Raw genomic sequence first — 25,497 nt, forward strand, 5'->3', positions numbered from 1 at the left:
GATAATATACTATCTTGTTGAAATATTTTCGGAGGTGCTTTATAAAATGGCAGTAAAAATTCGTTTAAAACGTATGGGATCAAAAAGATCACCTTTTTATCGTATTGTAGTAGCAGATTCTCGTTCACCACGTGATGGACGTTACATCGAAGTAGTTGGAACATACAATCCAGTTGTGCAACCAGCAGAAGTTAAAATCAACGAAGAATTAGCAATGAAATGGATGCAAGATGGTGCTAAACCATCTGATACAGTACGTAACTTGTTCTCAAAACAAGGCATTATGGAAAAATTCCATAACGCAAAATTAAGCAAGTAATGAATGCAAATGAGATGAAAGAGTTAATCGAAGCTATTGTTAAGCCGCTTGTTGACTCACCAGAGCATGTTGAAATAACAGAACTGGTAACTGAGAACCAAATTACGTATCGCCTTTCTGTTCATAAAGAAGACGTTGGTAAAGTAATTGGAAAACAAGGCCGTATAGCAAAAGCGATTCGAACTGTTGTTTATGCAGCAGGATCAAATTCATCTAAAAGAATTCAACTTGAAATTAATGACTGAAAAAAGGGTGAGGATCGATCCTCCCCTTTTTTTGTACATTAGAATATATTTTTTAGTTTCAGTGTCAAGCACCGAAGTACATACATGCAAAACAGGAGCTTGCGCACTTCTAATAGTATTAAGCTCAGGTAGGGGAGGAATAATAATGGATATACTCCACCGTGTTACTGTAAAACAAATCTTGACTGAAACAAGTAAGCAAGCATTAATTGAGCAGTTTACAAATAAGAAAAAACTACTAGAGCAAGAGTGTGATCAACTATATTTTCAATATAAAAAGGTTGAAAAAACTAGCAATCAGCTTGCAACACAATTTTTAAAAGAGATCGATAAAAGACGTGAAAAAATAAAACTAGTTGAATTTCAACTTCAACAAGTACATACTTTACCCCTTGGTAGTGAGCTTAAGGAAAAAGAAGTGGAAGCAATTATTGAAGTAAATGTTGGTGACAATTGGAATGAACTAATGAAAGAAAGAACAATTGTCATAAAAGATGGAATTGTAGATCAAATACGCCTGAGGTGATGAAAATGGCTGAAAAATGGTTTAATGTTGGAAAAATCGTAAACACGCATGGAGTTAAAGGTGAGGTTCGTGTTATATCAAAAACAGATTTCGCTGAGGAAAGATATGAGCCTGGCAATAAATTATACATATTTAAAGATGGCTCCAATGATCCGATAGAGGTTGTTGTAGATAACCACCGGGTACATAAAAACTTTGACTTACTGACATTTAAAGGAATGAATTCCATTCAAGATGTAGAGCAATTTAAAGGTTCTTTACTAAAAGTAGACGAAAATCAGTTGTCAGAACTAGATGAAGGCGAATTCTATTTTCATGAAATCATTGGTTGCCACATGTATACGGATCAAGGAGAGGAAATCGGGAAAATCCATGAGATTTTAGCAACAGGTGCTAATGACGTATGGATAGTGAAAAGAAATGGTGATAAAGACCTCCTCGTTCCTTACATCAAAGATATTGTTAAGGAAATTAATATTGAAGAAAAGAAAGTAATCATTACTCCAATGGAAGGGTTACTAGACTGATGAAAATTGATTTTATGACACTTTTTCCAGAGATGTTTGACGGTGTATTGAATGAATCGATTTTAAAAAAAGCACAGGAAAAAGAAGCTGTTCAGTTTCGGATTATTAATTTTCGTGATTATTCTTCAAATAAACATAATAATGTTGATGATTATCCTTATGGTGGTGGAGCAGGGATGGTTTTGCAGCCACAGCCCATATTTGATGCTGTAGAGGATATTGAAAGGCAAACAGATGCAAAACCTAAAGTGATCCTTGTATGCCCTCAAGGAGAGCGTTTTACGCAAGCTAAGGCTGAACAATTAGCAACCGAAGAACATCTCCTTTTTATATGTGGTCATTATGAAGGGTATGATGAACGGATTAGAGAGCATCTTGTAACAGATGAAATTTCAATTGGAGACTTCGTCTTAACAGGTGGTGAGCTTGCATCCATGGTAATTGCTGATAGTGTTGTTCGACTCCTTCCAGGAGTATTAGGAAATGAGGATTCACCAGTTTTAGATTCATATAGTTCAGGTCTACTTGAACATCCACATTATACGAGACCTGCAGATTTTAGAGGAATGAAGGTTCCTGAGGTCCTGCTGTCAGGTAATCATAAGCGTATTGAGGAATGGCGTGAGCAGGAGTCTCTCCGAAGGACATTCACCAGAAGACCAGATCTATTAGAAACTTATCCTCTTACAGAGAAGCAAAAATCTTTGATTAAACAATGGGAAAATGAAAAGTAGCTATTGCAGGCATAACGTCTATATGGTATGATAAATCTCGTGACTTGCTGACTAGAGCTTACTATGTAATCTTTTTTCTGTAGAGTCTTAAAACGATGTTCCGCTGCAATACGAAATGTTGGAATGAGCATCTGTTGGAAGGAGTTGAAAACGATGCAAAAACTAATTGAAGATATCACAAAAGAACAATTAAAAACTGATCTACCTGCATTCCGTCCTGGTGACACAGTACGTGTACACGTAAAAGTTATCGAGGGTACTCGTGAACGTGTTCAGGTGTATGAAGGTGTTGTGATTAAGCGTCGTGGTGGTGGAATTAGTGAAACATTTACAGTACGTAAGATTTCTTACGGTGTAGGTGTTGAGCGTACTTTCCCTGTACACACACCAAAGATCGCGAAGTTAGAAGTTATCCGTCGCGGTAAAGTTCGCCGTGCGAAACTTTATTACCTACGTCAATTACGTGGTAAAGCTGCGCGTATCAAAGAAATTCGATAAGATAGCTTAGCAATGCTAAGTCTCTAATATATGGGTCAGCACTTAGTACTGTCCGTATAGGTGAAAAGGAGCTTGTTTTTATAACAAGCTCCTTTTTCATCTAAGTTCTTTTGTAAAAAATTATTGCCTTAAAACGACTCCAAGAAATTTCAAGTGAATACGACTTAATAAATAAGTGAAATCGGTAGATTGACTTACCTTGTAATAGGGAATAGTAATAAGTAAAAGTGTTGATAATGATTGCTAGAGTAGGTGAAATAATGACAAAAAAGAAAAACGAACTGTTAGAATGGATTAAGGCATTGGCGATAGCAGTACTATTAGCAGCCGTCATACGTTATTTCTTTTTTGCTCCAATAGTAGTTGATGGATATTCTATGATGCCAACCTTACATACACAGGATAGGATGATTGTGAATAAGTTCTCATATAAAATCGGTGAACCTAAACGTTTTGATATTGTTGTATTTCATGCAACGATTGACAAAGATTATATTAAAAGAGTAATCGGTTTGCCGGGGGATCATGTTGAGTATGAGAATGATACTCTTTATATAAATGGAGAAGCGTTTGAAGAACCATACCTTGAAGAATATAAAAATCAACTAATAGATGGACCATTAACCGAGCCCTTTGATCTCGAAAGTATCATTGGACAATCAACAGTACCAGAAGGCCATATCTTTGTTATGGGTGATAATAGAAGACAAAGTAAGGATAGCAGACACATTGGTACAGTTCCGATTGAAGAAGTTATGGGAAAAACCAGTTTGGTATACTGGCCCATCTCAGGTTTTAGAATCGCTGAGTAACGGAAAAAGAAGGTGCTTTTTATGACTATACAATGGTTTCCAGGACATATGGCAAAAGCTAGAAGACAAGTAACAGAAAAGCTTAAATTAATTGATATTGTTTTTGAACTTGTTGATGCTAGAATACCAATGTCTTCACGAAATCCTATGATCGATGAAATTGTGTCATCAAAGCCTCGTATTGTATTATTAAATAAGGCAGATAAGGCTGATGATGCCATAACCAAGCAATGGCTGGAGTTTTTCAAAGAAAAAGGTATACATGCCCTTGCAATCGATGCACAAACAGGAACTGGATTAAAACAAATTACCGCTTTATCAAAGGTATTGTTAAAAGAGAAATTTGATAAAATGGCTGCAAAAGGAATAAAACCTAGAGCTATACGAGCGTTAATTATCGGAATTCCAAATGTAGGGAAATCAACATTAATAAATAGACTGGCAAAGAAAAATATTACCAAAACAGCCGACAGGCCTGGTGTAACAACTGCTCAGCAGTGGGTAAAGGTTGGACAAGAACTTGAGCTCTTGGATACTCCAGGAATACTCTGGCCAAAATTTGAAGATCAGCTAGTAGGTTTTAAGCTTGCAACAACTGGTGCTATTAAAGATGCAATCCTAAATCTGCAAGAGGTAACAGTTTTTGCATTAAATTTTCTAAAAGAACACTATCCTAATCGGCTAATTGGTCGCTTTCATTTGGATGAGTTACCGGATGAGATTGTGCCCCTTTTTGATGAAATCGGTAAAAAGCGTGGGTGTATTATGCCTGGAGGTTATATTGATTATGATAAAACCTCTGAACTTGTTCTTAGAGAAATCCGTGCTGATAAATTAGGAAGATTATCTTTTGAAACACCAAAACAATTTACTGAACAATAACATATTTAAAGGGCTCGCAATTTTGCGGGTCTTTATTTATTTTAAATTGGACCGATATAATTGGTAGAGGAAAAGTGTAAGGAGCTAATAATTATGCAATTAACAACGAAGGAAATACAAGATAGATTATCTGAAATCAAAAGTGATAAGGATCCTTTTCTAAAAGAGTGTAAAACTGATTCAAGAAAAGGCGTACAACAGCTTGTGCAAAAATGGATGAAAAAGTATGAACAAGATAAGATTCTTCAGCAGCAGTTCTATAGCATGCTTAGCTATGAAAGAAGTGCACATAACAATGGTTTTCATTTGATAGCAGGTATTGATGAAGTGGGGAGAGGCCCACTTGCTGGGCCTGTGGTAGCAGCAGCGGTCATCTTAAAAGAAGAGTGTTACATGCCTGGATTAAACGATTCTAAGAAGCTATCGGCACCAATGAGAGAGAAGTTTTTCAATCTTATTAAAGAAAATGCGCAGGCGATTGGAATTGGTATCGTCGCACCAGAGGTTATTGATCAAATAAATATATATGAAGCTACAAAATTAGCTATGAAGAATGCGATCAAAGAGCTAGAAATCCAGCCGAATTTTTTATTACTTGATGCAATGAAATTAGAATTACCAATTTCACAGGAATCCATTATTAAGGGTGATACAAAAAGTGTATCAATTGCAGCAAGCTCAGTTATCGCTAAGGTTACTCGTGATCGCATCATGCTTGATATAGCAAAGCAATTCCCTGAATATAGTTTTGATCAACATATGGGATATGGCACAAAGTACCATTTGGAAGCATTGCAAAAATATGGTGTTACAGTACATCATCGTAAAAGCTTTGCACCTGTAAAAGAATTACTACAATCATATTAACAAGGAAGGAGCGTATCAATGGAGCGTGCATCTGTCATGGGCAATCTCTTGAAACAAGCTGTCTCTCAACTTAGCCAGCCTCAAGGGCAGCTGATATTAAAAGAGAATCAGGTCGTATTGGGACATGTACTCAAGCTCATTCCTGACCAAAAAGCACAAATCCAGGTAGGGCATTCAAAACTGGTAGCTCATCTTGATACACCAATTCATCCATTGGAAAAATATTGGTTTACAGTAAAGGGTTCAGATCAGTTAGGGATAAAATTAAAAATAGTCAAACAAGTTGAGATAGATAAAAATTCCCAGCTTGCTACTGCGAAAGATTTATTAAGCTTATTTCAGCAACAACATACAAAGAATAATATGTTGCTAGCGAATGAACTAATAAGACTCAACATACCAATAACGAAACAACAGCTTATTACTGCTAATGAAATTATTAAAAATACACATAAGGCTCAAATACCTGAAACAATAAACACGATAATCTCAGCTTTAAAAAAACAATATCCGTTATCAGAAGTAATAGTTAGATCGATTATTGAATCTCAAAAAAGTGAACCGTTAGCTCAACAAATTGACAAGCTCTTTCAAACACTTCAACAAGAAAACATTCAAACGAAATCTATCAAACAGCTAACAGAATTAATCAAGGGAGTAATGCAAGTTTCAATTGGTAATCCTGATAATGATTTACAATTAGTTTCAAAGGATATCGTACAAAACGTTCTTTTAGCAACTGAAAAAAACTTAGGTCTCATGGATGAAACTAAATTATGGCACCAGTTAAATAGAGAGAGAGATAAAATGAATGAAACGCTTTCCCTTAAAAATATGTTGATTTCTGCTAGTAAAGAAGTTGCAATTCCAGGGTTGAAAGACCAAATTGATCAACTCATCCATCGTTTAAATGGTCAATCATTACTATATCAAGATAATGGTCCGACCCAACAAATTATAACTCAAATTCCACTCTTCTTTAACAATTCGCAGACAGATTTGACGATTAAATGGAATGGGAAAAAACAAGCGGACGGTACGATAGACCCAGCGTTTTGTCGAATTATATTTTATTTGCAACTTCCTAGACTTAATGAAACGATGATCGATGTTCAAATCCAAAATCGCGTCATGAATATTACTGTCAGAAATAATAGTAAGGCACTAGAAAAACTTGTCACACTTTATAGTAATGAATTAAAAGAACATTTAAGTAATATTGATTATTATGTAACCTCAGTTAAAGTTACGCCTTTTGAGAAGAAAGCTGAATTTCAAGGAAATTCTATCAAGCAAGTAAATATACAAACTCCCCAATCCTCATACACTGGAGTTGATATTAAAATATGATTAGTAGCAGGGAAATAAAACAAGCAATTGCCTTAAGATATGATAACGAAAAAGAAATTGCGCCAAAAGTTATAGCAAAAGGAAAAGGACTAGTTGCGAAAGAAATTATTAAAGCTGCAAACAAACAAGAAATCCACATACAAGAAGACCCGGCATTGATCGAATTACTATCAAAACTTGAAATCCATCAGCAAATCCCTGAAGAGCTATACGAGGCAGTTGCAGAAATTTTTGCATTTCTATATAAACTTGACAAAGAAATATAAAATTGTCGTTTTTGGGGACAGTCCCTAAGTGAGTAAACACTTTGTAAACCATGATATTTGTTCGGTGAAAGCTAATCTTATATAGAATTTGGGGACTGTCCCCAAATTCTATAAATTCTTCTATCTTAATAAAATAAAAATTAATTTTACTAAAGGAATATACAATTTTGTGTGGAATGGTAGACAAGGTGAAAACTATTATATAAAATGAAAGCGCAGTATATTTTTTCTTGTAAATAGGTTAGGAGGATGGCAAATGAATATCCATGAGTACCAAGGGAAAGAACTCCTTCGAAAATACGGGGTTTCTGTACCAAATGGACGAGTGGCTTTTTCTGTGGATGAAGCAGTTGAAGCTGCAAAAGAACTTGGAACAGATGTAGTGGTAGTTAAAGCTCAAATCCATGCAGGTGGACGCGGTAAAGCTGGCGGGGTAAAAGTTGCTAAAAACCTTGATGAAGCTCGTACATATGCTGAAGAAATTCTTGGAAAAACATTAGTAACACACCAAACAGGTCCTGAAGGTAAAGAGGTTAAACGCCTACTTATTGAAGAAGGCTGTGATATTAAGAAGGAATATTACGTAGGTCTTGTATTAGACCGTGCTACATCACGTGTTGTTCTTATGGCCTCTGAAGAAGGTGGAACAGAGATTGAGGAAGTAGCAGAGAAAACTCCTGAAAAAATCTTTAAAGAAGTGATTGATCCTGCTGTAGGATTACAAGGCTATCAAGCTAGAAGAATCGCTTTTAACATTAACATTAAGAAAGAATTAGTTGGACAAGCTGTGAAATTCATGATGGGCTTATACCAAGCATTTGTTGAAAAGGATTGTTCAATTGCAGAAATTAATCCTTTAGTTGTTACTGGTGATGGAAAAGTTATGGCACTTGATGCGAAATTAAACTTTGATTCAAATGCACTATATCGCCACAAAGATATCGTAGAATATCGTGATCTTGAAGAAGAAGATGCAAAAGAAATTGAAGCATCTAAATATGACTTAAGCTATATTTCTTTAGACGGTAACATTGGATGTATGGTAAATGGTGCTGGTCTTGCAATGTCTACTATGGATATTATTAAGTTTTATGGCGGAGATCCGGCAAACTTCCTTGATGTTGGGGGCGGTGCAACTGCAGAAAAAGTAACAGAAGCATTTAAAATTATTCTATCTGATGAAAATGTTAAAGGTATTTTCGTTAACATCTTTGGTGGAATCATGAAATGTGATGTTATTGCAGAAGGTGTTGTAGAGGCAACAAAACAAGTAGGATTAGAGATTCCACTTGTTGTACGTCTAGAAGGTACAAACGTAGATTTAGGAAAGAAAATTTTAAATGAGTCTGGTTTAAATATTACTTCTGCAGAATCTATGGCTGACGGCGCACAAAAAATCGTTTCATTAGTAGGGTAAGAAAGGCAGGGGACAATCATGAGTGTATTTATTAATAAAGATACGAAAGTTATCGTACAAGGTATCACTGGTTCAACAGCACTTTTCCATACAAAGCAAATGCTAGAATATGGTACAAATATTGTTGGTGGTGTAACACCTGGTAAAGGTGGAACTGAGGCGAGCGGTGTACCAGTTTTCAATACAGTTCAAGAAGCTGTTCAAAAAACTGGTGCTAATGCATCTGTAATTTATGTACCTGCTCCTTTCGCTGCTGATGCAATTATGGAAGGTGTAGACGCAGAATTAGATTTAGTTATCTGTATTACAGAGCATATTCCAGTACTGGATATGGTAAAGGTTAAACGTTATATGGAAGGCAAGAATACTCGCCTTGTAGGACCTAACTGCCCAGGTGTTATTACACCAGATGAATGTAAAATTGGTATTATGCCAGGTTATATTCATAAAAAAGGTCATGTAGGTGTTGTATCTCGATCAGGAACGCTTACATATGAAGCAGTTCATCAACTATCACAAGCTGGTATTGGGCAATCTACTGCTGTGGGTATTGGTGGAGACCCAGTTAATGGGACAAACTTTATTGATGTTCTTAAAGCTTTCAACGAAGATGAGGATACATATGCTGTCATCATGATCGGTGAAATCGGTGGTACTGCTGAAGAGGAAGCTGCAGAATGGGTTAAAGCAAATATGACTAAACCAGTTGTTGGCTTTATCGGTGGTCAAACAGCACCTCCAGGAAAGCGTATGGGCCATGCTGGTGCAATTATTTCAGGTGGTAAAGGTACTGCCGAAGAAAAAATCAAAACAATGAACGAATGCGGTATTAAAGTGGCTGAAACACCATCTGTTATGGGTGAAACACTTATTTCAGTACTTGAAGAGCAAGGTTTGTTAGAGAAATGTAAAACACATTAATTACATGTCAAAGAAGGGACAGGTTTTTGCCTGTTCCTTTTCATGGTGTTTAAAATTTCATAATTTGCTAGTTCAGAAAAGTAATAGTAGGAGGAGAACATGGACATTGTTACTAAAAGATTATTTCTATTATCACATTGTAAAGGTGTAAGTAATCAACTTCTTTATAAACTCTATAAAATTGACCCAACTTTAAATATCTTTTACTCGCTTAATGATGATGAATGGACTCTTTATTTAAATGTGAAGAAAGATAAGGTTCATGCTATCAAGAAAGAATATAATTTAATAGATTTTGACTCACTTTATGAAAAATACATTGAGCACAATATATCTTTTGTTTCTTTATATGATGAAAAATATCCGCATTTGTTGAAAGAAATTTCCGACCCACCGCCAATAATGTATTATAAGGGGGATATTAGCTTAGCACAGCGTCGACATTTAATAAGTGTAGTTGGTACGAGGTATCCAACTGATTACGGTAAAAAAGCTCTAGAGCACCTTTTAAAGCCGCTTATTATTGATAATTGGGTAATTGTAAGTGGCATGGCTAAAGGAATTGATACATTAGGTCATGAAACAGCCCTACATAATGGTGGGAAAACGATTGCGGTTATTGCAGGTGGTTTATTTCATATCTATCCAAAACAAAATATACCATTAGCTAATGTACTTATGTCATCACATCTTATCCTCTCAGAACATCCCCCATTTACACCACCTCAAAAATGGCATTTTCCGATGAGAAACCGAATAATAAGTGGGTTATCAGAAGGGACAATTATTATTCAAGCAAAAAATAGAAGTGGTTCATTAATAACAGCATACCAAGCTCTTGAACAAAATCGCGAGGTATTTGCTGTACCTGGTTCCATATTTGATGAATGTAGTTCTGGTACTAATGAACTAATACAAAGCGGGGCAAAATTAGTTCAAAATGCATCACATATTATTGAAGAATTGCCAATCAATCATTAACGTTTTTGATTCAAAAGTATCAGTATTAAAAAGATAACTATGTACAAAATTTACAATATTAGTGAAAATATTCATGTTCTTTCTTATTAAATTGGTATATGATAAGGTTAATTTCTTTATTAGTGTTTGACAAATAGCATGGGAATATTTAATAATAGTGGAGATTTATATAGTGGAACTTCAGTCTCATGGGGTTTTTCCAATAGCAGTAAATGGATAGTTGGACATAACAGAATTTTACTAGTAGCATTCTTAATAGATTCTGATAACTACGCTTATATTGGAGTAAGGGCCAAACTAACAATTATAATCAAAAAATGAATAAGAAGGTCTCTTCTTTCTAAATGTGACCTAAGCGAAACATTCACATTCAAATAATCTTTCAATAAATTTAAGAACATAAAAGAAATATTAAAGAGAGAATACCTCTTAAGGAGGACAAAATGCATGTCGGACTATTTAGTCATTGTTGAATCACCTGCAAAAGCAAAAACGATTGAACGTTATTTAGGGAAAAAATATAAAGTAAAAGCATCAATGGGACATGTGAGGGATCTACCTAAAAGTCAAATTGGTGTTGATGTTGAACATAACTTTGAACCAAAGTATATTACAATTAGAGGTAAGGGTTCTGTTTTAAAGGAATTAAAGACTGCTGCTAAAAAGGCAAAAAAAGTTTACCTCGCAGCTGACCCGGATCGCGAAGGGGAAGCGATTGCATGGCATTTGGCACATAGCCTTGATGTTGATATACACTCTGACTGTCGTGTAGTATTTAATGAAATTACCAAGGATGCAATACAGGAGTCATTTAAACATCCCCGTTCAATTAACATGGATCTCGTCGATGCACAACAAGCTAGACGTGTCCTTGACAGACTTGTTGGCTATAAAATTAGCCCTATCCTGTGGAAAAAAGTAAAAAAAGGTCTAAGTGCTGGTCGAGTACAGTCTGTTGCTCTTCGGTTAATCATTGATCGAGAAAAAGAAATCAAAGACTTCATTCCAGAAGAGTACTGGTCAATTGATGGTCAGTTTTTAAAGGGACAAAAGGAATTTGATGCAGCTTTTTATGGTGTTAATGGAAAGAAAAAAGAGTTATCATCAGAGGAAGATGTTAAAGCAGTATTTCAAAATATTGAAGGAAACAAATTTACTGTCGATAAAGTAACAAAAAAAGAACGAAAGAGAAACCCTGCAGTACCTTTTATCACCTCAACTTTACAACAGGAGGCTGCACGTAAATTAAACTTTAGAGCAAGGAAAACAATGATGATTGCTCAGCAGCTTTACGAAGGTATTGATTTAGGTAAGGATGGTACAGTTGGATTAATCACCTATATGAGAACAGATTCAACAAGAATAGCTGAAACTGCTCAAGCAGAGGCAGCTCAATATATAGAAAATAAGTATGGAAAAGAATATCTTGGTACACAAACAAAAACTGCTAAGAAAAATTCGAATGCTCAAGATGCTCATGAAGCGATTCGTCCAACCTCAACTTTACGTGATCCTGCGTCACTGAAAGAGTTTTTGAGCAGAGATCAACTTAGACTATATAAGCTCATTTGGGAACGTTTTGTTTCAAGTCAAATGGCATCGGCTATTTTAGATACAATGAGTGTTGATTTAACAAATAATGGTGTAATGTTCAGAGCTACTGGGTCTAAAATTAAGTTTCCTGGATTTATGAAAGTATATGTCGAAGGAAATGATGATCAAATCGAAGAAAAAGATCGATTACTGCCTGACTTAAAAGAGGGAGATGAGGTCTTTTCAAAAGATGTTGAACCTGCACAGCATTTTACCCAGCCACCTCCACGTTATACAGAGGCACGCTTAGTAAAAACATTAGAAGAATTAGGGATTGGTCGTCCTTCAACATATGCTCCAACATTAGATACAATTCAAAAGCGCGGCTATGTGGGACTTGATAATAAACGGTTTATTCCAACAGAGCTTGGTGAAATCGTACTAGAGCTTATCAGGGAGTTTTTTCCGGAAATTATCAATGTTGAGTTCACTGCAAATATGGAAAATAGTCTAGATGAAGTAGAAGATGGAAATATTCAGTGGATAAAAATACTTGATGATTTTTATAAAGATTTTTCTCCAAGATTAGAAAAAGCAGAAAATGAAATGGAAAAAATCGAAATTAAAGATGAACCTGCTGGGGTAGATTGCGAAGAGTGTGGTCATCATATGGTTTATAAAATGGGTAGATTTGGAAAGTTTATGGCTTGTTCAAATTTCCCTGATTGCCGTAATACCAAACCGATTGTTAAAGAAATAGGTGTTAAATGCCCTAATTGTGAAGAGGGTACGATAGTAGAACGAAAATCGAAAAAACGCAGAATTTTTTACGGATGTAATCAATATCCAGAATGTGAATTCCTTTCTTGGGATAAACCAATTGCAAGAAGTTGTCCAAAATGTAACAATATGCTTGTTGAGAAAAAGCTGAAAAAGGGCATCCAAGTACAATGTATGGAATGTGATTATAAAGAGGAACAGCAAAAGTAGGTGAGCAGCTTTTAAGCTCACCTCTTTATAATTATGAAAAAGAATTTATAGCTCGAGGAATTTATAAGGAATTTCTTATTTGATGGAGGGTAATTCAATAATGAACCAAGATGTAGTAGTAAATGTAATAGGTGCGGGATTAGCCGGTAGTGAAGCTGCTTGGCAATTAGCGAAAAGAGGTATTCCAGTTCGTCTATACGAAATGAGACCAGTTAAACAAACACCAGCACATCATACAGACAAGTTTGCAGAATTAGTTTGTAGTAACTCATTAAGAGCAAACACGTTAACTAATGCTGTTGGTGTATTAAAAGAAGAAATGAGAATTCTTGACTCAGTTATTATAAATGCAGCTGATGAATGTGCTGTTCCTGCAGGAGGGGCTTTAGCGGTTGACCGACATGAGTTTGCTGCTAAAGTAACGGAGCTAGTTAAAGGACATCCCAATGTTACCGTTGTAACTGAAGAAGTTGGAGAAATTCTTAGTGGTCCAACAATTATTGCAACTGGTCCACTTACTTCAAAAAATCTTTCTGATCAACTTAAATCACTAACTGGTGAGGAATATTTATATTTCTATGATGCAGCCGCACCAATTATTGAAAAAGAAAGCATTGATATGGAAAAAGTATATTTAAAATCCCGATACGATAAAGGGGAAGCTGCTTATTTAAATTGCCCGATGACAGAGGAAGAATTCGATCGTTTTTATGAGGCATTAATCTCTGCAGAAACAGTTCCATTAAAAGAGTTTGAAAAAGAAATCTTCTTTGAAGGATGTATGCCAATCGAAGTAATGGCAAAAAGGGGTAGAAAAACTATGTTATTCGGTCCGTTAAAGCCGGTTGGTTTAGAAGATCCTAAAACAGGGAAAAGGCCCTTTGCCGTTATTCAACTCCGTCAAGATGATGCAGCGGGTACATTATATAATATAGTAGGTTTTCAAACACACCTTAAGTGGGGACCGCAAAAAGAAGTACTTTCATTAATTCCGGGTCTTGAAAATGCAGAAATTGTTCGTTACGGTGTTATGCATCGTAATACCTTCATCAACTCTCCAAGACTTTTAAAAGCAACTTATCAATATAAAGATCGTGAAGATTTATTTTTCGCAGGGCAAATGACAGGTGTTGAAGGGTATGTTGAATCTGCTGCATCAGGGTTAGTAGCTGGTTTAAATGCTGCCCACTTTGTTTTAGGTAAAGATCTAGTCGAATTTCCAAATGAAACAGCGATCGGTAGTATGGCAAAATATATTACAACTACAAATGCTGATAATTTTCAACCAATGAATGCAAATTTTGGCATCTTTGCAGACTTACCTGTGCGTATCAAAAGTAAAAAAGAGCGAAATGAAATGCATGCAAATCGTGCCTTGGAAACAATTCAAAAAATTTCGAAAAATTTATAGAAATAATTTGCAAGGGCTACTAAAGTTGTGATAACATTTAGTAGCCCTTGTGAGGTGTTATGATGGAAAATGTTAAGATTTATTTAAATTTTTTCATAGAATATTTACAAATTGAGAAAAATTATTCACAATATACTGTTGTGAATTATGCCACTGATATAGAGGACTTTTTTTCCTTTATGAAAGAACAAGCGATCCTACATCTAGAAGAAATTACATATAATGATACACGTTTATTTTTAACGCAGTTACATAATAGAAACTATTCTAGAAAAACAATTTCAAGAAAAGTATCCTCCTTAAGAAGCTTTTTTAAGTTTCTTGTTAGAGAAGAAAAACTTAGTGAAAATCCTTTTTCGTTAGTGTCATTACCGAAACGAGAACAGAAAATCCCCCAATTTCTTTATGAAGAAGAAATTGAAAATCTGTTTTCGATCTCAGATTGTACCACTCCATTAGGGCAAAGAAACCAGGCGCTAATAGAGGTTCTTTATGGAACTGGGATTCGTGTAAGTGAGTGTTGTAATATACGGTTAACAGATATTGACTTTTATATTGGAACCGTACTTGTTCATGGGAAGGGTGGCAAGCAAAGATATGTTCCATTTGGTAGCTATGCCCAGGATTCGATTGAGCACTATTTAAGCCAAGGAAGAAAATTGTTAGTAAGCAGATTAAAAGAACCTGATCAACATTCATATTTATTTGTCAATCATCGAGGTAGCCCTTTGACAGATCGTGGAGTGAGACACATATTAAATGAATTGATTAAAAAAGCATCCTCCACACTTCATATACACCCTCATATGTTTAGACATACATTTGCTACACATATGCTAAATGAAGGTGCTGATATGAGGAGTGTTCAAGAGCTATTAGGCCATGCACATTTGTCTTCAACTCAAGTGTACACCCATGTTACGAAAGAGCATTTAAAGAGGATTTACATGTCCCATCATCCACGAGCTTAAAAGCCAGATTATAGGAGGTAAAAAAATGTCTCAATTTCATGCGACAACAATATTTGCTATTCAGCATAATGGTGAGGCAGCAATGGCTGGTGATGGTCAAGTCACATTTGGCAATGCTGTTGTGATGAAGCATACTGCAAAGAAAGTTCGGAAAATATTTAATGGAAAAGTGATTGCAGGGTTTGCGGGTTCTGTTGCAGATGCGTTTACTTTGTTTGAGCTTTTTGAAAGCAGACTTGAAGAATATAATGGTAATTTACAACGTGCAGCTGTTGAATTAGCAAAAGAGTGGCGTAGTGATAAGGTGTTAAGAAGACTTGAAGCAATGCTTATCGTCATGAATGCAGAACACATTTTACTTGTTTCTGGTACAGGCGAAGTGATTGAACCTGATGACGGCATTTTAGCGATCGGTTCAGGTGGTAATTATGCTTTATCTGCTGGTCGAGCTTTAAAGCGCTACGCAGGTGAGAACTTAACTGCCAAGGATATTGCAAAAGGTTCATTGACTATTGCAGGTGAGATTTGTGTATATACCAATCAAAATATTATTGTCGAAGAGCTTTAATAAGGGAGGGAAATGGGTTGAATAAAGAACTGACACCAAAAGAAATTGTTGAACGATTAGATCAATATATTATAGGGCAAAAGGATGCAAAAAAGGCGGTAGCAGTTGCACTACGTAATCGCTATCGAAGAAGCTTATTAACCGAAAAGCTACGTGAAGAGGTAGTTCCTAAAAATATTTTAATGATCGGACCTACAGGTGTTGGAAAAACAGAAATTGCGAGAAGAATTGCAAAACTTGCCCGAGCACCTTTTATTAAAGTTGAGGCGACAAAATTTACTGAAGTTGGTTATGTAGGTAGAGATGTTGAATCGATGGTACGTGATTTAGTTGAGACGGCAGTTCGTTTAGTGAAGGAAGAAAAAATTTCTGATGTAAAAGGTCTTGCAGAAGAGAATGCAAATAAGCGTTTAGTAGAGCTGCTTGTACCTGGGAAAAAGAAGCAATCTACTGCAAAAAACCCATTGGAAATGTTATTTGGCGGTGCCAGTAACCAAGTAAACGAGCAAGAGGATAGTTCTGAAGAAACGTCGATTCAAGAAAAACGCCGTCGTATCGCACATCAATTAGCTCTAGGGGAATTAGAGGATCACTATGTGACGATCGAGGTTGAAGAGCAACAAGCATCGATGTTTGATATGCTTCAAGGCTCTGGTATGGAGCAAATGGGTATGAATATGCAGGATGCTTTAGGAAGCTTTATGCCAAAGAAAAAGAAAAAAAGAAAGCTTACAGTAAGAGAAGCAAGAAAAGTCGTTACGAATGAAGAAGCAAGTAAATTAATTGATATGGATGAAGTGACACAGGAAGCAGTCATTCGAGCTGAGCAAAGTGGAATCATCTTTATCGATGAGATTGATAAAATAGCTGGGAAATCGAAAGGTGGTTCATCTGCTGATGTTTCAAGAGAAGGGGTTCAACGCGACATCCTTCCAATTGTAGAAGGTTCCACAGTGGTAACCAAATATGGATCTGTAAAAACAGATCATGTCCTATTTGTTGCTGCTGGTGCTTTTCATATTGCGAAGCCATCAGATCTAATACCTGAACTGCAAGGGAGATTTCCTATTCGTGTAGAACTTACTAAGCTAAGTATTGATGATTTTGTTAAAATTTTAGTAGAACCTGATAATGCACTTTTAAAACAATATCAAGCATTAATTGAAACTGAAGGTATACAATTAGAATTTTCTGACGATGCTATACGTAAAATAGCAGAAGTTGCATTTCAAGTGAATCAGGATACAGATAATATCGGTGCGAGAAGATTACATACCATTCTTGAACGCCTGCTAGAAGATTTATCTTTTGAAGCGCCTGATATAAATTTAGAAAAGATTGTTATTACACCTCAATATGTTGAAGACAAATTAGGTAAAATTTCAAAAAACAAAGATTTAAGTCAATTTATACTATAGGAACAATAATAATTTCTTATGTTGATTCTACTAGAAGGACGAAGCATTTTGCTAACAGATATTAAATTCCGAACCTTCCAAATAACAATTTAATATGCTACAGGAGGAACCAATTATGGCTCTATTACAAAAAACGCGCAAGATTAATGCGATGCTCCAAAGAGCAGCTGGAAAACCAGTAAACTTTAAAGAAATGGCAGAAACGTTAAGTGACGTGATCAAGGCAAATATTTTCGTTGTAAGCCGAAGAGGTAAACTACTAGGTTTTGCTGTAAATCAACAAATTGAAAACGATCGTATGAAAAAAATGCTTGAAGATCGTCAATTTCCTGAAGAATATACAAACAATCTTTTTAACATTACTGAAACATCTTCTAACATTGATGTTGAAAGTGAATATACCGCATTTCCGGTAGAAAATCGTGAATTATTCCAAAATGGTTTAACAACAATTGTGCCAATTATTGGCGGTGGTGAGCGTCTTGGTACACTTATTTTAGCAAGAGTACAAGAGCAATTTGAAGATGAAGATTTAATTCTTGCAGAGTACGGTGCTACAGTTGTAGGTATGGAAATTCTTCGTGAAAAATCCGAAGAAATCGAAGAAGAAGCAAGAAGTAAAGCTGTTGTACAAATGGCAATTAGTTCATTATCTTATAGTGAATTAGAAGCAATTGAACATATATTCGAAGAATTAAACGGCAAAGAAGGTCTTTTAGTTGCAAGTAAAATTGCAGATCGAGTTGGGATTACACGCTCTGTCATTGTAAATGCACTTCGCAAACTTGAAAGTGCTGGTGTAATCGAATCTCGCTCATTAGGTATGAAAGGAACATATATCAAGGTATTAAATGATAAGTTCCTATTGGAATTGGAAAAGTTAAAAACTAATTAATCAAAAAAAGCACTTCAAGTTAAAACTTGAGGTGCTTTTTTGATGTTCGAAATATGGAAAAATATTATACCTGCCTTGTTGTAGATTAATGTGTTATTTTGATATAAGCGATGAAATGAAAAATTCTACTTAATAAGAATCATATCTTAATTTTTAAACCATCAGTTTTATGTAGTTTTTATAGGTATATAGTCCTTATTTTGGAATTGATAGAAAATCCGACTTTTTTTTACAGTAGCTTAATAGACTTTAAGCCTATTATTTCATACAATTAAAATATCAATTAACAAAATTCGACACTATACGATACGTGTGGATTTTTATTTTTGTGGGGGGAAACCATGAAATTATTTTCTAATACAATAAATAACCTTGAACAAGCACTAAGTCAATCAACTACAAAACAAAGAGTTATCTCAAATAATATAGCAAATGTAGATACTCCGAACTATAAGGCTCAAGATGTTCGTTTTAATAATGCTCTTAGTAATGAAATGCAAAAGTTACAAGCAAATAAAACTAACAATAAACATTTTGATTTTGGTTCTACTTCATCAGGTTATCAAATCACAAATAGAGCGAATACCAACTACCAACACAATGGAAACAATGTAGATATTGATAAAGAAATGACGGAAATGGCAAAAAATCAAATTCATTATAACGCGTTAATCGACCGTTTAAGTAGTAAATTTTCTTCATTAAAAACAGTAATTAAAGGTGGAAATTAATACATGTCAATCTTTCAATCAATTAATACGTCGGCATCTGCTCTGACAGCACAACGAGTTAGAATGGATGTTATATCATCTAATATGGCTAATATGGATACGACTAGAGGAGAGATGGTTGATGGGGAATGGCAACCATACCGTAGGAAAATGGTTGTAACTCAGCCACAAGGTAATCAATTCTCATCCTTTTTAAACAAGGCTATGGGCTCATCCTCGACAGTGGATGGTGTAAAAGTAACAGAAATTGTCGAAGATGACACACCATTTGAACTTATCTATGATCCTGACCATCCTGATGCAAATGATGAAGGATATGTAGCTATGCCAAACGTCGACCCATTAAAGGAAATGGTAGACCTTATTAGTAGTACTAGGTCATATGAAGCGAATGTGACTGCAATGAATGCAACAAAAGGGATGTTAATGAAAGCATTAGAAATTGGAAAATAGGGTGGATTAAATGATAAACAAGGTAAATCCTTTTCAACTAACTACACAACCAACACAAATACAACTAAAAACTAATTCTTTAATGAATAATACGAGTACAAGTAAAACTAGCTTTGCTGAATCATTAAAACAAGCGATAAATCAAGTGAATCAATCACAAATTGAGTCAGATAAAATGACAGAGGCGCTTGCTACTGGTAAAAATGTTGAATTACATGATGTGATGATAACAGCTCAAAAAGCTAGCGTTTCGATGACCCTTGCAGTTGAGGTTCGCAATAAAGCGATTGAAGCTTATCAAGAAATGATGAGAATGCAAGTATAGTAATTGTTCTTACGTTTAAGGACGGTTATCGGTAACTACAAAAAGAATATGTCATCATAACCGGGGGACTATATGAATGAACGAAAAGTTAAAAAATACGACAAATAAACTAAATGGGATATGGCAGCAAAGAAGTAAAGTGCAGAAAACCTTAATCATTACTGGTGCACTTTTATTTTTTGTGTTCGCAGGTTTATTAACATTTTTTGTGTCAAAGCCTAATTTAGTTCCTTTATATTCAAATCTTTCACCAGCAGAGACTGGACAAATAAAAGAAACTCTGGATTCCAAAGGTATTCAATCTGAAATTTCAAATAATGGTGCTACTATTTTGGTGCCAAAAGAGCAAGTTGATACATTAATGGTTGAGCTTGCTGCTGAAGGAGTTCCAGATTCAGGTACAATTGATTACTCCTATTTTGGTCAGGATTCTGGTTTTGGAATGACTGATAAAGAATTTGATGTCATAAAGTTAAAGGCGACACAGACTGAGCTTGCCAATTTAATGATGGGGATTGAGGGTGTTAATGATGCGAATGTCATGATTAACCTCCCAGCAGAATCTGTATTTGTTGGTGAGCAGCAAGAAGGTTCATCAGCTTCGGTAGTTCTTAATTTAAAACCTGGTGCCAGTTTAGATCAAGAAAAAGTAAATGCACTTTTTCATTTAGTGTCAAAAAGTGTTCCAAACCTTACTACAGACAACATTGTCATAATGGATCAAAACTTTAACTACTATGATCTTAATAATGGTGAAAATTCTACAGCAGGAACTAGCTATGCATCTCAGCAGGAAATCAAGTCGCAAATTGAACAGGATATTCAGCGTGATGTCCAAAAAATGCTTGGTACAATGATTGGACATGATAAGGTTGTTGTTTCTGTTACTACTGATATCGACTTTACCCAAGAAAATCGAGAAGAAAATATTATTACTCCTGTAGGAGAAGATAGCGATGAAGGAATTGCAGTAAGTGTTGAACGAATTACAGAGGCATACACAGGTAACGGAGCTGCTGCTGCTGGTGGAGTTAATGGAACAGGTGAAACTGATGTTCCTGGCTATGAAGCTACAACCGAAACCACAGGTGACGGAGATTATGAACGAATTGAAGAGAGAATAAATAATGAAGTAAACCGTATAAATAAACAAATTGTTGAAAGCCCATTTAAAATTCGTGACTTAGGAATTCAAGTTATGGTAGAGCCACCTGATCCAGAAGATCCCCTTTCATTCACAGCAGAGCGAGAAGAAGATATTCAACAAATTCTCTCAACTGTTATCCGAACATCAATTAATAAAGATTCTACCGAAGAACCATTAACAGACGAACAAATTGCCGAAAAAGTGGTTGTTTCTGTCCAACCGTTTGATGGTAAACAACAATTTGCTGAAACAGAAGCAACACAAGTCATACCAATGTGGATGTACATTGTTGCTGGTGGTTTATTATTGGCAATTGTTATTCTAGTAATTTTGTTAGTTAGAAAGAAAAAACAAGATGATATAGAGTTAGACGATGAAGAGGATTATACGATTGATGAGCCGATTAGAGTACATGATATAAATAATGAAGTCGAAACAGAAGGTACTGTTCGTAAAAAACAGCTCGAAAAAATGGCTAAAGAAAAGCCTGAAGATTTTGCTAAGCTTTTACGTACATGGATTACAGAGGAATAGGGGGGAAGTTTATGGCAAGAAAAGACAATTCTAATACACTAAATGGCAAGCAAAAAGCTGCTATCCTCTTAATCTCATTAGGTCCTGAAGTCTCAGCATCAATATATAAACATTTGTCTGAGGAAGAAATTGAGAAATTAACGTTAGAAATATCCGGTGTTCGAAAAGTTGAAGCAAATAAGAAGGAAGAAATTATTGAAGAATTTCATGATATTGCAATGGCTCAGGACTATATCTCTCAGGGTGGTATAGCATACGCAAAGCAAATTCTTGAAAAGGCTTTAGGTGGTGAAAAAGCAACTAGTATTATTCAACGATTAACATCGTCATTACAAGTTAGACCTTTTGATTTTGCAAGAAAAGCAGATCCAGGACAAATTTTGAACTTTATCCAAAATGAGCATCCACAAACAATTGCACTTGTTTTATCCTATCTTGAGCCAGCCCAGTCAGGTCAAATATTATCTGAGTTGCCACAAGAGCTGCAAGCTGATGTAGCAAGGAGAATAGCTGTTATGGATCGAACTTCTCCTGAGATTATTAATGAAGTAGAGCAAATTCTAGAACGGAAGCTTTCATCTACAGTCACACAAGATTTTACCCAAACGGGTGGAATTGAAGCAGTAGTAGAAGTGTTAAATGGAGTTGATCGTTCTACAGAAAGAACAATTCTTGACTCACTTGAAATTCAAGATCCAGTACTTGCGGAAGAAATTAAAAAGAGAATGTTTGTCTTTGAGGACATCGTAACACTTGATAATCGTGCAATCCAACGAGTCATCAGAGATGTTGAAAATGAAGATTTAATGCTTTCGCTTAAAGTTGCAAGTGAGGAAGTTAGAGATGTTGTCTTTAAAAACATGTCGAAACGAATGGTTGATACTTTTAAAGAAGAAATGGAATACATGGGACCCGTTAGGCTGCGCGATGTAGAAGAGGCTCAATCTAGAATCGTTGGCGTAATTAGAAGATTAGAAGAAGCTGGTGAGATTGTCATCGCTCGTGGTGGAGGAGATGATATTATTGTCTAGGTTGATTAAAGTGCAATACTATAAAAATGACAATGATAAACAACCCATAGCTGTACAAGGGATAGAAGTACTGCTAAACGAAAAATATAAACACATAAATGACCCAAAGACAGATATGCACGCTTCATATATTATTCAAACTGCTAAAGAAGAGGCAGAGCAATTAATTCAATCAGCTCAAGCTGAAAAAACAAGGTTACAACTACAAATAGAAAATGACCGCAGAGCTTGGGAACAAGAGCATGAACAGCTATTTGAGCAAGTAAGACAAGAAGGTTATGCTGAAGGTTTAGAACTAGGTAGACAAGAGGCTTTAAGGCAATATCAAGGTTATATTGAAGATTCACAGAGGATCGTTGACATGGCGAAAAAAGACTATGATGAAACGATTCAATCGGCAGAGGATACGATTTTATCTTTATCAATTAAACTGGCCGAAAAGATAATTGCAGCAAAATTAGCTGAATCACCTGACAAATTTTTACCGCTTATCCAACAAGGTTTAAATGAAGTAAAAGAATATGAAAATATAAAAATACATGTTCATCCATCATATTATGAACTTTTGTTAAGTCATAAGGATGAATTGAAATTATTAGTGACAAATGACACTGACATAAGTATATATGCTAGTGCAGAGTTAAATGTAGATGACTGTTATATTGAATCTGCTTTTGGACGGATTGACGTTAGTATTGATACTCAATTAAAGCAATTAAAAAATCAGTTATTACAATTACTGGATGAAGGGTGATCCTCAATTGAAAGCATTGGACTTGATTCATACAATTGATTCACTAGATTCCTATAAACGCTATGGAAAAGTAAAAAGAGTAGTTGGACTTATGATTGAATCAAGAGGTCCAGAAAGCTCAATTGGAGATCTGTGCTTTATCTACACAGGATCAAACAAAAAATCAAAGATTCCAGCTGAGGTAGTAGGTTTTAAGGATGAAAATGTACTGCTAATGCCATATTTACAAGTAACAGATATCTCACCTGGTAGTATTGTAGAAGCAACAGAAGATCCATTAAAAATTAAGGTTGGTACAGGATTAATCGGTAAAGTAATTGACGCCTTTGGACAACCTATGGATGACTCAATTTTACCTAAAGGCTTAACATATGTACCTACCGATCAATCACCGCCAAATCCAATGAAACGGCCGCCAATTCATGAAAAGATAGAAGTTGGTGTGCGAGTAATAGATAGCTTATTAACAGTAGGTAAGGGGCAACGTGTTGGTATTTTTGCAGGTAGTGGTGTTGGGAAAAGTACCTTGATGGGGATGATTGCCCGCAATACGAACGCAGATATAAATGTAATTGCTCTTATCGGAGAACGTGGTCGTGAAGTCCGAGAATTCATAGATCGAGATTTAGGTCCCGAAGGATTGAAAAGATCTGTCGTGATTGTAGCTACTTCAGATCAGCCAGCCCTAATGAGACTAAAAGCAGCATACACTGCAACTGCTGTAGCAGAATATTTTCGTGATAAAGGGTTAAATGTCATGTTTATGATGGACTCGGTAACACGAGTTGCCATGGCACAACGTGAAATCGGACTAGCTATTGGTGAACCACCGACCACAAAAGGATATACACCTTCAGTTTTTGCCATTCTTCCGAAGCTTTTAGAACGAACAGGGACAAATGAGCATGGGTCAATTACCGCATTTTATACAGTCCTGGTTGATGGAGATGATTTGAATGAACCCATTTCAGATACTGTCCGTGGAATTCTTGATGGGCATATTGTTTTAGATCGTCAGCTTGCAAATAAAGGCCAATTTCCTGCAATAAACGTGTTAAAAAGTATAAGTCGTGTTATGAACCATATTGCTGATCAAGACCATCGATCTTCAGCAACAAAACTCAGGGATCACCTATCAACCTATTTGAACTCAGAAGACTTAATCAATATTGGAGCCTATAAAAGAGGGTCTTCACGTGAAATTGATGACGCAATAAAATTTTATCCGAAAATCATTTCCTACTTAAAACAAAATGTAGAAGACAAAGTTACGATTGAGCAGAGTATTTATTCGCTTATTCAGTTAATGGAAAAAGGTGAATTTTAATGACTTACCAATTTCGATTTCAAAAAGTTATGGATATAAAAGAAGATGAAAAGGAGAAATCGTTAGCAGAATACAATCAATCGGTTAATGATTTTGAAAATGTAGCTCAAAAACTTTACGACTCACTAAAACAAAAAGAAGTGTTGGAAGAGAATACTCTTTCTAGACTCAATCAAGGAATGCAAGTTCAAGAAATAAGGCACTATCAACAATTTGTTAATAATTTGGAAAAGACAATATCGCACTATCAAAAACTTGTGGTTATGACTCGAAGTCGGATGAATGAAAAGCAAGTAAAGCTTATGAAGCACAATATCGAAGTTAAAAAGTATGAAAAGCTAAAAGAAAAACAACAAGAAGATTACCAAATAGGTATTAAGTATATTGAAAACAAGTATATGGATGATCTCTCAATTCAGACATATATGTATCGAGGAAATTAGGTGGAAGATCGATGGAAAATAAGAAACAAGAATATGGTAAATTCCAATGGTTTTTCTTCGTTATTTTAATTCCGACTATCTTCACAGCTACGTTAGTCCTAGTAATCTTGTCAGTTGCTGGATTTGATGTCTTGGGCAAAACAAAGACACTCTTAGGAGTACCAGTGGTTGAAAAATTGTTTAATGATGATAAACAGGAAACAACAACTGATGCAGAAGTAGCTGTGAAGGAAGCTACACAACAAAAGGATGAGAAAGAAAAACTCGAGAAGACAATCCAAGAACAATCATCAATAATTGGTGCATTAGAAAATGATGTAACGATTAAAGAAAAGGAAATTCAAAATTTAAATCAAGAAATAAACTCTCTAGAATCTCAAATTGAAGACATAAATAATGCTAAATCAGAAAACAAGTCGAAGGATATTGCAAAGCTGTACGATAATATGACAAGTAAAAAAGCAGCTGAAATCATTCCTAATTTAAATGAGGCAGATGCAATGCTTATTCTTACATCTTTAGATGACAAACAGGTAGCAGATATATTAACAAAAATGACTGTTGATGATGCAGTAAAATATACAAATCTATTAGCATCAACAACTGAATAGAAGGGTGGTG

At 35.4% G+C, this 25,497-nt stretch carries 29 protein-coding genes; all 29 read left to right on the plus strand.

What is annotated here, in order from left to right; genetic code table 11:
• The first annotated feature begins 46 nt into the window (after window positions 1–46).
• The 29 genes from rpsP (at window position 47) to HUW50_RS19805 (ending at window position 25,487) form a co-directional block, all read left to right on the plus strand.
• On the plus strand, window positions 47–319 hold the full coding sequence (rpsP, locus tag HUW50_RS19665; protein WP_066337822.1) for a 30S ribosomal protein S16: 273 nt from the start codon (window positions 47–49) through the stop codon (window positions 317–319).
• A 14-nt stretch (window positions 320–333) separates the two neighbouring features.
• Window positions 334–564, plus strand: a complete 231-nt coding sequence (locus tag HUW50_RS19670) for a KH domain-containing protein (protein ID WP_185653129.1) — start codon at window positions 334–336, stop codon at window positions 562–564.
• A gap of 145 nt (window positions 565–709) precedes the next feature.
• Window positions 710–1,090, plus strand: coding sequence for a YlqD family protein (locus HUW50_RS19675; RefSeq protein ID WP_066337820.1), 381 nt, complete (start codon window positions 710–712; stop codon window positions 1,088–1,090).
• Between the two features lie 5 nt (window positions 1,091–1,095).
• Window positions 1,096–1,617, plus strand: coding sequence for a ribosome maturation factor RimM (rimM, locus tag HUW50_RS19680; RefSeq protein WP_066337817.1), 522 nt, complete (start codon window positions 1,096–1,098; stop codon window positions 1,615–1,617).
• Window positions 1,617–2,351 (plus strand): tRNA (guanosine(37)-N1)-methyltransferase TrmD, encoded by a 735-nt coding sequence (gene trmD / locus HUW50_RS19685; protein ID WP_066337812.1) that lies wholly within the window; start codon window positions 1,617–1,619, stop codon window positions 2,349–2,351. The genes rimM and trmD overlap by 1 nt, the downstream gene beginning before the upstream one ends.
• Window positions 2,352–2,504: 153 nt before the next feature.
• A complete protein-coding gene (gene rplS / locus HUW50_RS19690; protein ID WP_066337810.1) occupies window positions 2,505–2,849 on the plus strand; it encodes a 50S ribosomal protein L19 in 345 nt (114 codons plus the stop codon).
• A gap of 260 nt (window positions 2,850–3,109) precedes the next feature.
• Complete coding sequence (gene lepB, locus HUW50_RS19695; protein WP_066337808.1) at window positions 3,110–3,661, plus strand: signal peptidase I; 552 nt, start codon at window positions 3,110–3,112, stop codon at window positions 3,659–3,661.
• A 21-nt stretch (window positions 3,662–3,682) separates the two neighbouring features.
• A complete protein-coding gene (gene ylqF, locus HUW50_RS19700; RefSeq protein WP_066337806.1) occupies window positions 3,683–4,543 on the plus strand; it encodes a ribosome biogenesis GTPase YlqF in 861 nt (286 codons plus the stop codon).
• Window positions 4,544–4,636: 93 nt separating this feature from the next.
• Window positions 4,637–5,410 carry a ribonuclease HII gene (locus HUW50_RS19705; protein WP_066337801.1) on the plus strand — a complete coding sequence of 258 codons (774 nt, stop codon included), beginning with the start codon at window positions 4,637–4,639 and terminating at the stop codon, window positions 5,408–5,410.
• A gap of 18 nt (window positions 5,411–5,428) precedes the next feature.
• Window positions 5,429–6,760, plus strand: coding sequence for a hypothetical protein (locus HUW50_RS19710; protein WP_185653130.1), 1,332 nt, complete (start codon window positions 5,429–5,431; stop codon window positions 6,758–6,760).
• The gene (locus HUW50_RS19715; RefSeq protein WP_066337795.1) at window positions 6,757–7,026 is read left to right on the plus strand and encodes an EscU/YscU/HrcU family type III secretion system export apparatus switch protein; all 270 of its coding nucleotides are present in this window, start codon (window positions 6,757–6,759) and stop codon (window positions 7,024–7,026) included. Before HUW50_RS19710 ends, HUW50_RS19715 begins: the two co-directional genes overlap by 4 nt.
• Window positions 7,027–7,282: 256 nt before the next feature.
• A complete protein-coding gene (gene sucC / locus HUW50_RS19720; protein WP_066337792.1) occupies window positions 7,283–8,443 on the plus strand; it encodes an ADP-forming succinate--CoA ligase subunit beta in 1,161 nt (386 codons plus the stop codon).
• An 18-nt stretch (window positions 8,444–8,461) separates the two neighbouring features.
• On the plus strand, window positions 8,462–9,364 hold the full coding sequence (gene sucD, locus HUW50_RS19725) for a succinate--CoA ligase subunit alpha (RefSeq protein WP_066337789.1): 903 nt from the start codon (window positions 8,462–8,464) through the stop codon (window positions 9,362–9,364).
• A gap of 99 nt (window positions 9,365–9,463) precedes the next feature.
• The gene (dprA, locus tag HUW50_RS19730; protein WP_066337788.1) at window positions 9,464–10,345 is read left to right on the plus strand and encodes a DNA-processing protein DprA; all 882 of its coding nucleotides are present in this window, start codon (window positions 9,464–9,466) and stop codon (window positions 10,343–10,345) included.
• A gap of 447 nt (window positions 10,346–10,792) precedes the next feature.
• The gene (topA, locus tag HUW50_RS19735; protein WP_066337786.1) at window positions 10,793–12,868 is read left to right on the plus strand and encodes a type I DNA topoisomerase; all 2,076 of its coding nucleotides are present in this window, start codon (window positions 10,793–10,795) and stop codon (window positions 12,866–12,868) included.
• 100 nt (window positions 12,869–12,968) lie between these two features.
• A complete protein-coding gene (gene trmFO / locus HUW50_RS19740) occupies window positions 12,969–14,279 on the plus strand; it encodes an FADH(2)-oxidizing methylenetetrahydrofolate--tRNA-(uracil(54)-C(5))-methyltransferase TrmFO (protein ID WP_066337782.1) in 1,311 nt (436 codons plus the stop codon).
• 62 nt (window positions 14,280–14,341) lie between these two features.
• Window positions 14,342–15,250 carry a tyrosine recombinase XerC gene (gene xerC, locus HUW50_RS19745; protein WP_066337781.1) on the plus strand — a complete coding sequence of 303 codons (909 nt, stop codon included), beginning with the start codon at window positions 14,342–14,344 and terminating at the stop codon, window positions 15,248–15,250.
• Between the two features lie 25 nt (window positions 15,251–15,275).
• Window positions 15,276–15,818 carry an ATP-dependent protease subunit HslV gene (hslV, locus tag HUW50_RS19750; protein WP_066337780.1) on the plus strand — a complete coding sequence of 181 codons (543 nt, stop codon included), beginning with the start codon at window positions 15,276–15,278 and terminating at the stop codon, window positions 15,816–15,818.
• 17 nt (window positions 15,819–15,835) lie between these two features.
• Window positions 15,836–17,236, plus strand: a complete 1,401-nt coding sequence (gene hslU / locus HUW50_RS19755; RefSeq protein WP_066337779.1) for an ATP-dependent protease ATPase subunit HslU — start codon at window positions 15,836–15,838, stop codon at window positions 17,234–17,236.
• A gap of 115 nt (window positions 17,237–17,351) precedes the next feature.
• A complete protein-coding gene (gene codY / locus HUW50_RS19760; protein WP_066337778.1) occupies window positions 17,352–18,131 on the plus strand; it encodes a GTP-sensing pleiotropic transcriptional regulator CodY in 780 nt (259 codons plus the stop codon).
• Between the two features lie 341 nt (window positions 18,132–18,472).
• Window positions 18,473–18,862, plus strand: coding sequence for a flagellar basal body rod protein FlgB (flgB, locus tag HUW50_RS19765; RefSeq protein ID WP_066337776.1), 390 nt, complete (start codon window positions 18,473–18,475; stop codon window positions 18,860–18,862).
• 3 nt (window positions 18,863–18,865) lie between these two features.
• Window positions 18,866–19,315: a flagellar basal body rod protein FlgC gene (flgC, locus tag HUW50_RS19770; RefSeq protein ID WP_066337772.1), complete on the plus strand. Its 450-nt coding sequence runs from the start codon at window positions 18,866–18,868 to the stop codon at window positions 19,313–19,315.
• A 10-nt stretch (window positions 19,316–19,325) separates the two neighbouring features.
• Window positions 19,326–19,640 (plus strand): flagellar hook-basal body complex protein FliE, encoded by a 315-nt coding sequence (fliE, locus tag HUW50_RS19775; protein ID WP_066337766.1) that lies wholly within the window; start codon window positions 19,326–19,328, stop codon window positions 19,638–19,640.
• Between the two features lie 76 nt (window positions 19,641–19,716).
• The gene (gene fliF, locus HUW50_RS19780) at window positions 19,717–21,321 is read left to right on the plus strand and encodes a flagellar basal-body MS-ring/collar protein FliF (protein ID WP_185653131.1); all 1,605 of its coding nucleotides are present in this window, start codon (window positions 19,717–19,719) and stop codon (window positions 21,319–21,321) included.
• 11 nt (window positions 21,322–21,332) lie between these two features.
• On the plus strand, window positions 21,333–22,352 hold the full coding sequence (fliG, locus tag HUW50_RS19785; RefSeq protein WP_066337762.1) for a flagellar motor switch protein FliG: 1,020 nt from the start codon (window positions 21,333–21,335) through the stop codon (window positions 22,350–22,352).
• Entirely contained in the window at window positions 22,345–23,106 is a 762-nt protein-coding gene (gene fliH, locus HUW50_RS19790) for a flagellar assembly protein FliH (protein WP_185653132.1), read from the plus strand. The genes fliG and fliH overlap by 8 nt, the downstream gene beginning before the upstream one ends.
• 7 nt (window positions 23,107–23,113) lie before the next feature.
• On the plus strand, window positions 23,114–24,433 hold the full coding sequence (fliI, locus tag HUW50_RS19795; protein WP_260445548.1) for a flagellar protein export ATPase FliI: 1,320 nt from the start codon (window positions 23,114–23,116) through the stop codon (window positions 24,431–24,433).
• A complete protein-coding gene (fliJ, locus tag HUW50_RS19800; protein ID WP_066337755.1) occupies window positions 24,433–24,876 on the plus strand; it encodes a flagellar export protein FliJ in 444 nt (147 codons plus the stop codon). Before fliI ends, fliJ begins: the two co-directional genes overlap by 1 nt.
• An 11-nt stretch (window positions 24,877–24,887) precedes the next feature.
• On the plus strand, window positions 24,888–25,487 hold the full coding sequence (locus tag HUW50_RS19805; RefSeq protein ID WP_066337751.1) for a MotE family protein: 600 nt from the start codon (window positions 24,888–24,890) through the stop codon (window positions 25,485–25,487).
• Window positions 25,488–25,497 lie beyond the last annotated feature (10 nt).

It is taken from the genome of Metabacillus sp. KUDC1714 (assembly GCF_014217835.1).
Lineage (GTDB): Bacteria > Bacillota > Bacilli > Bacillales > Bacillaceae > Metabacillus > Metabacillus rhizosphaerae.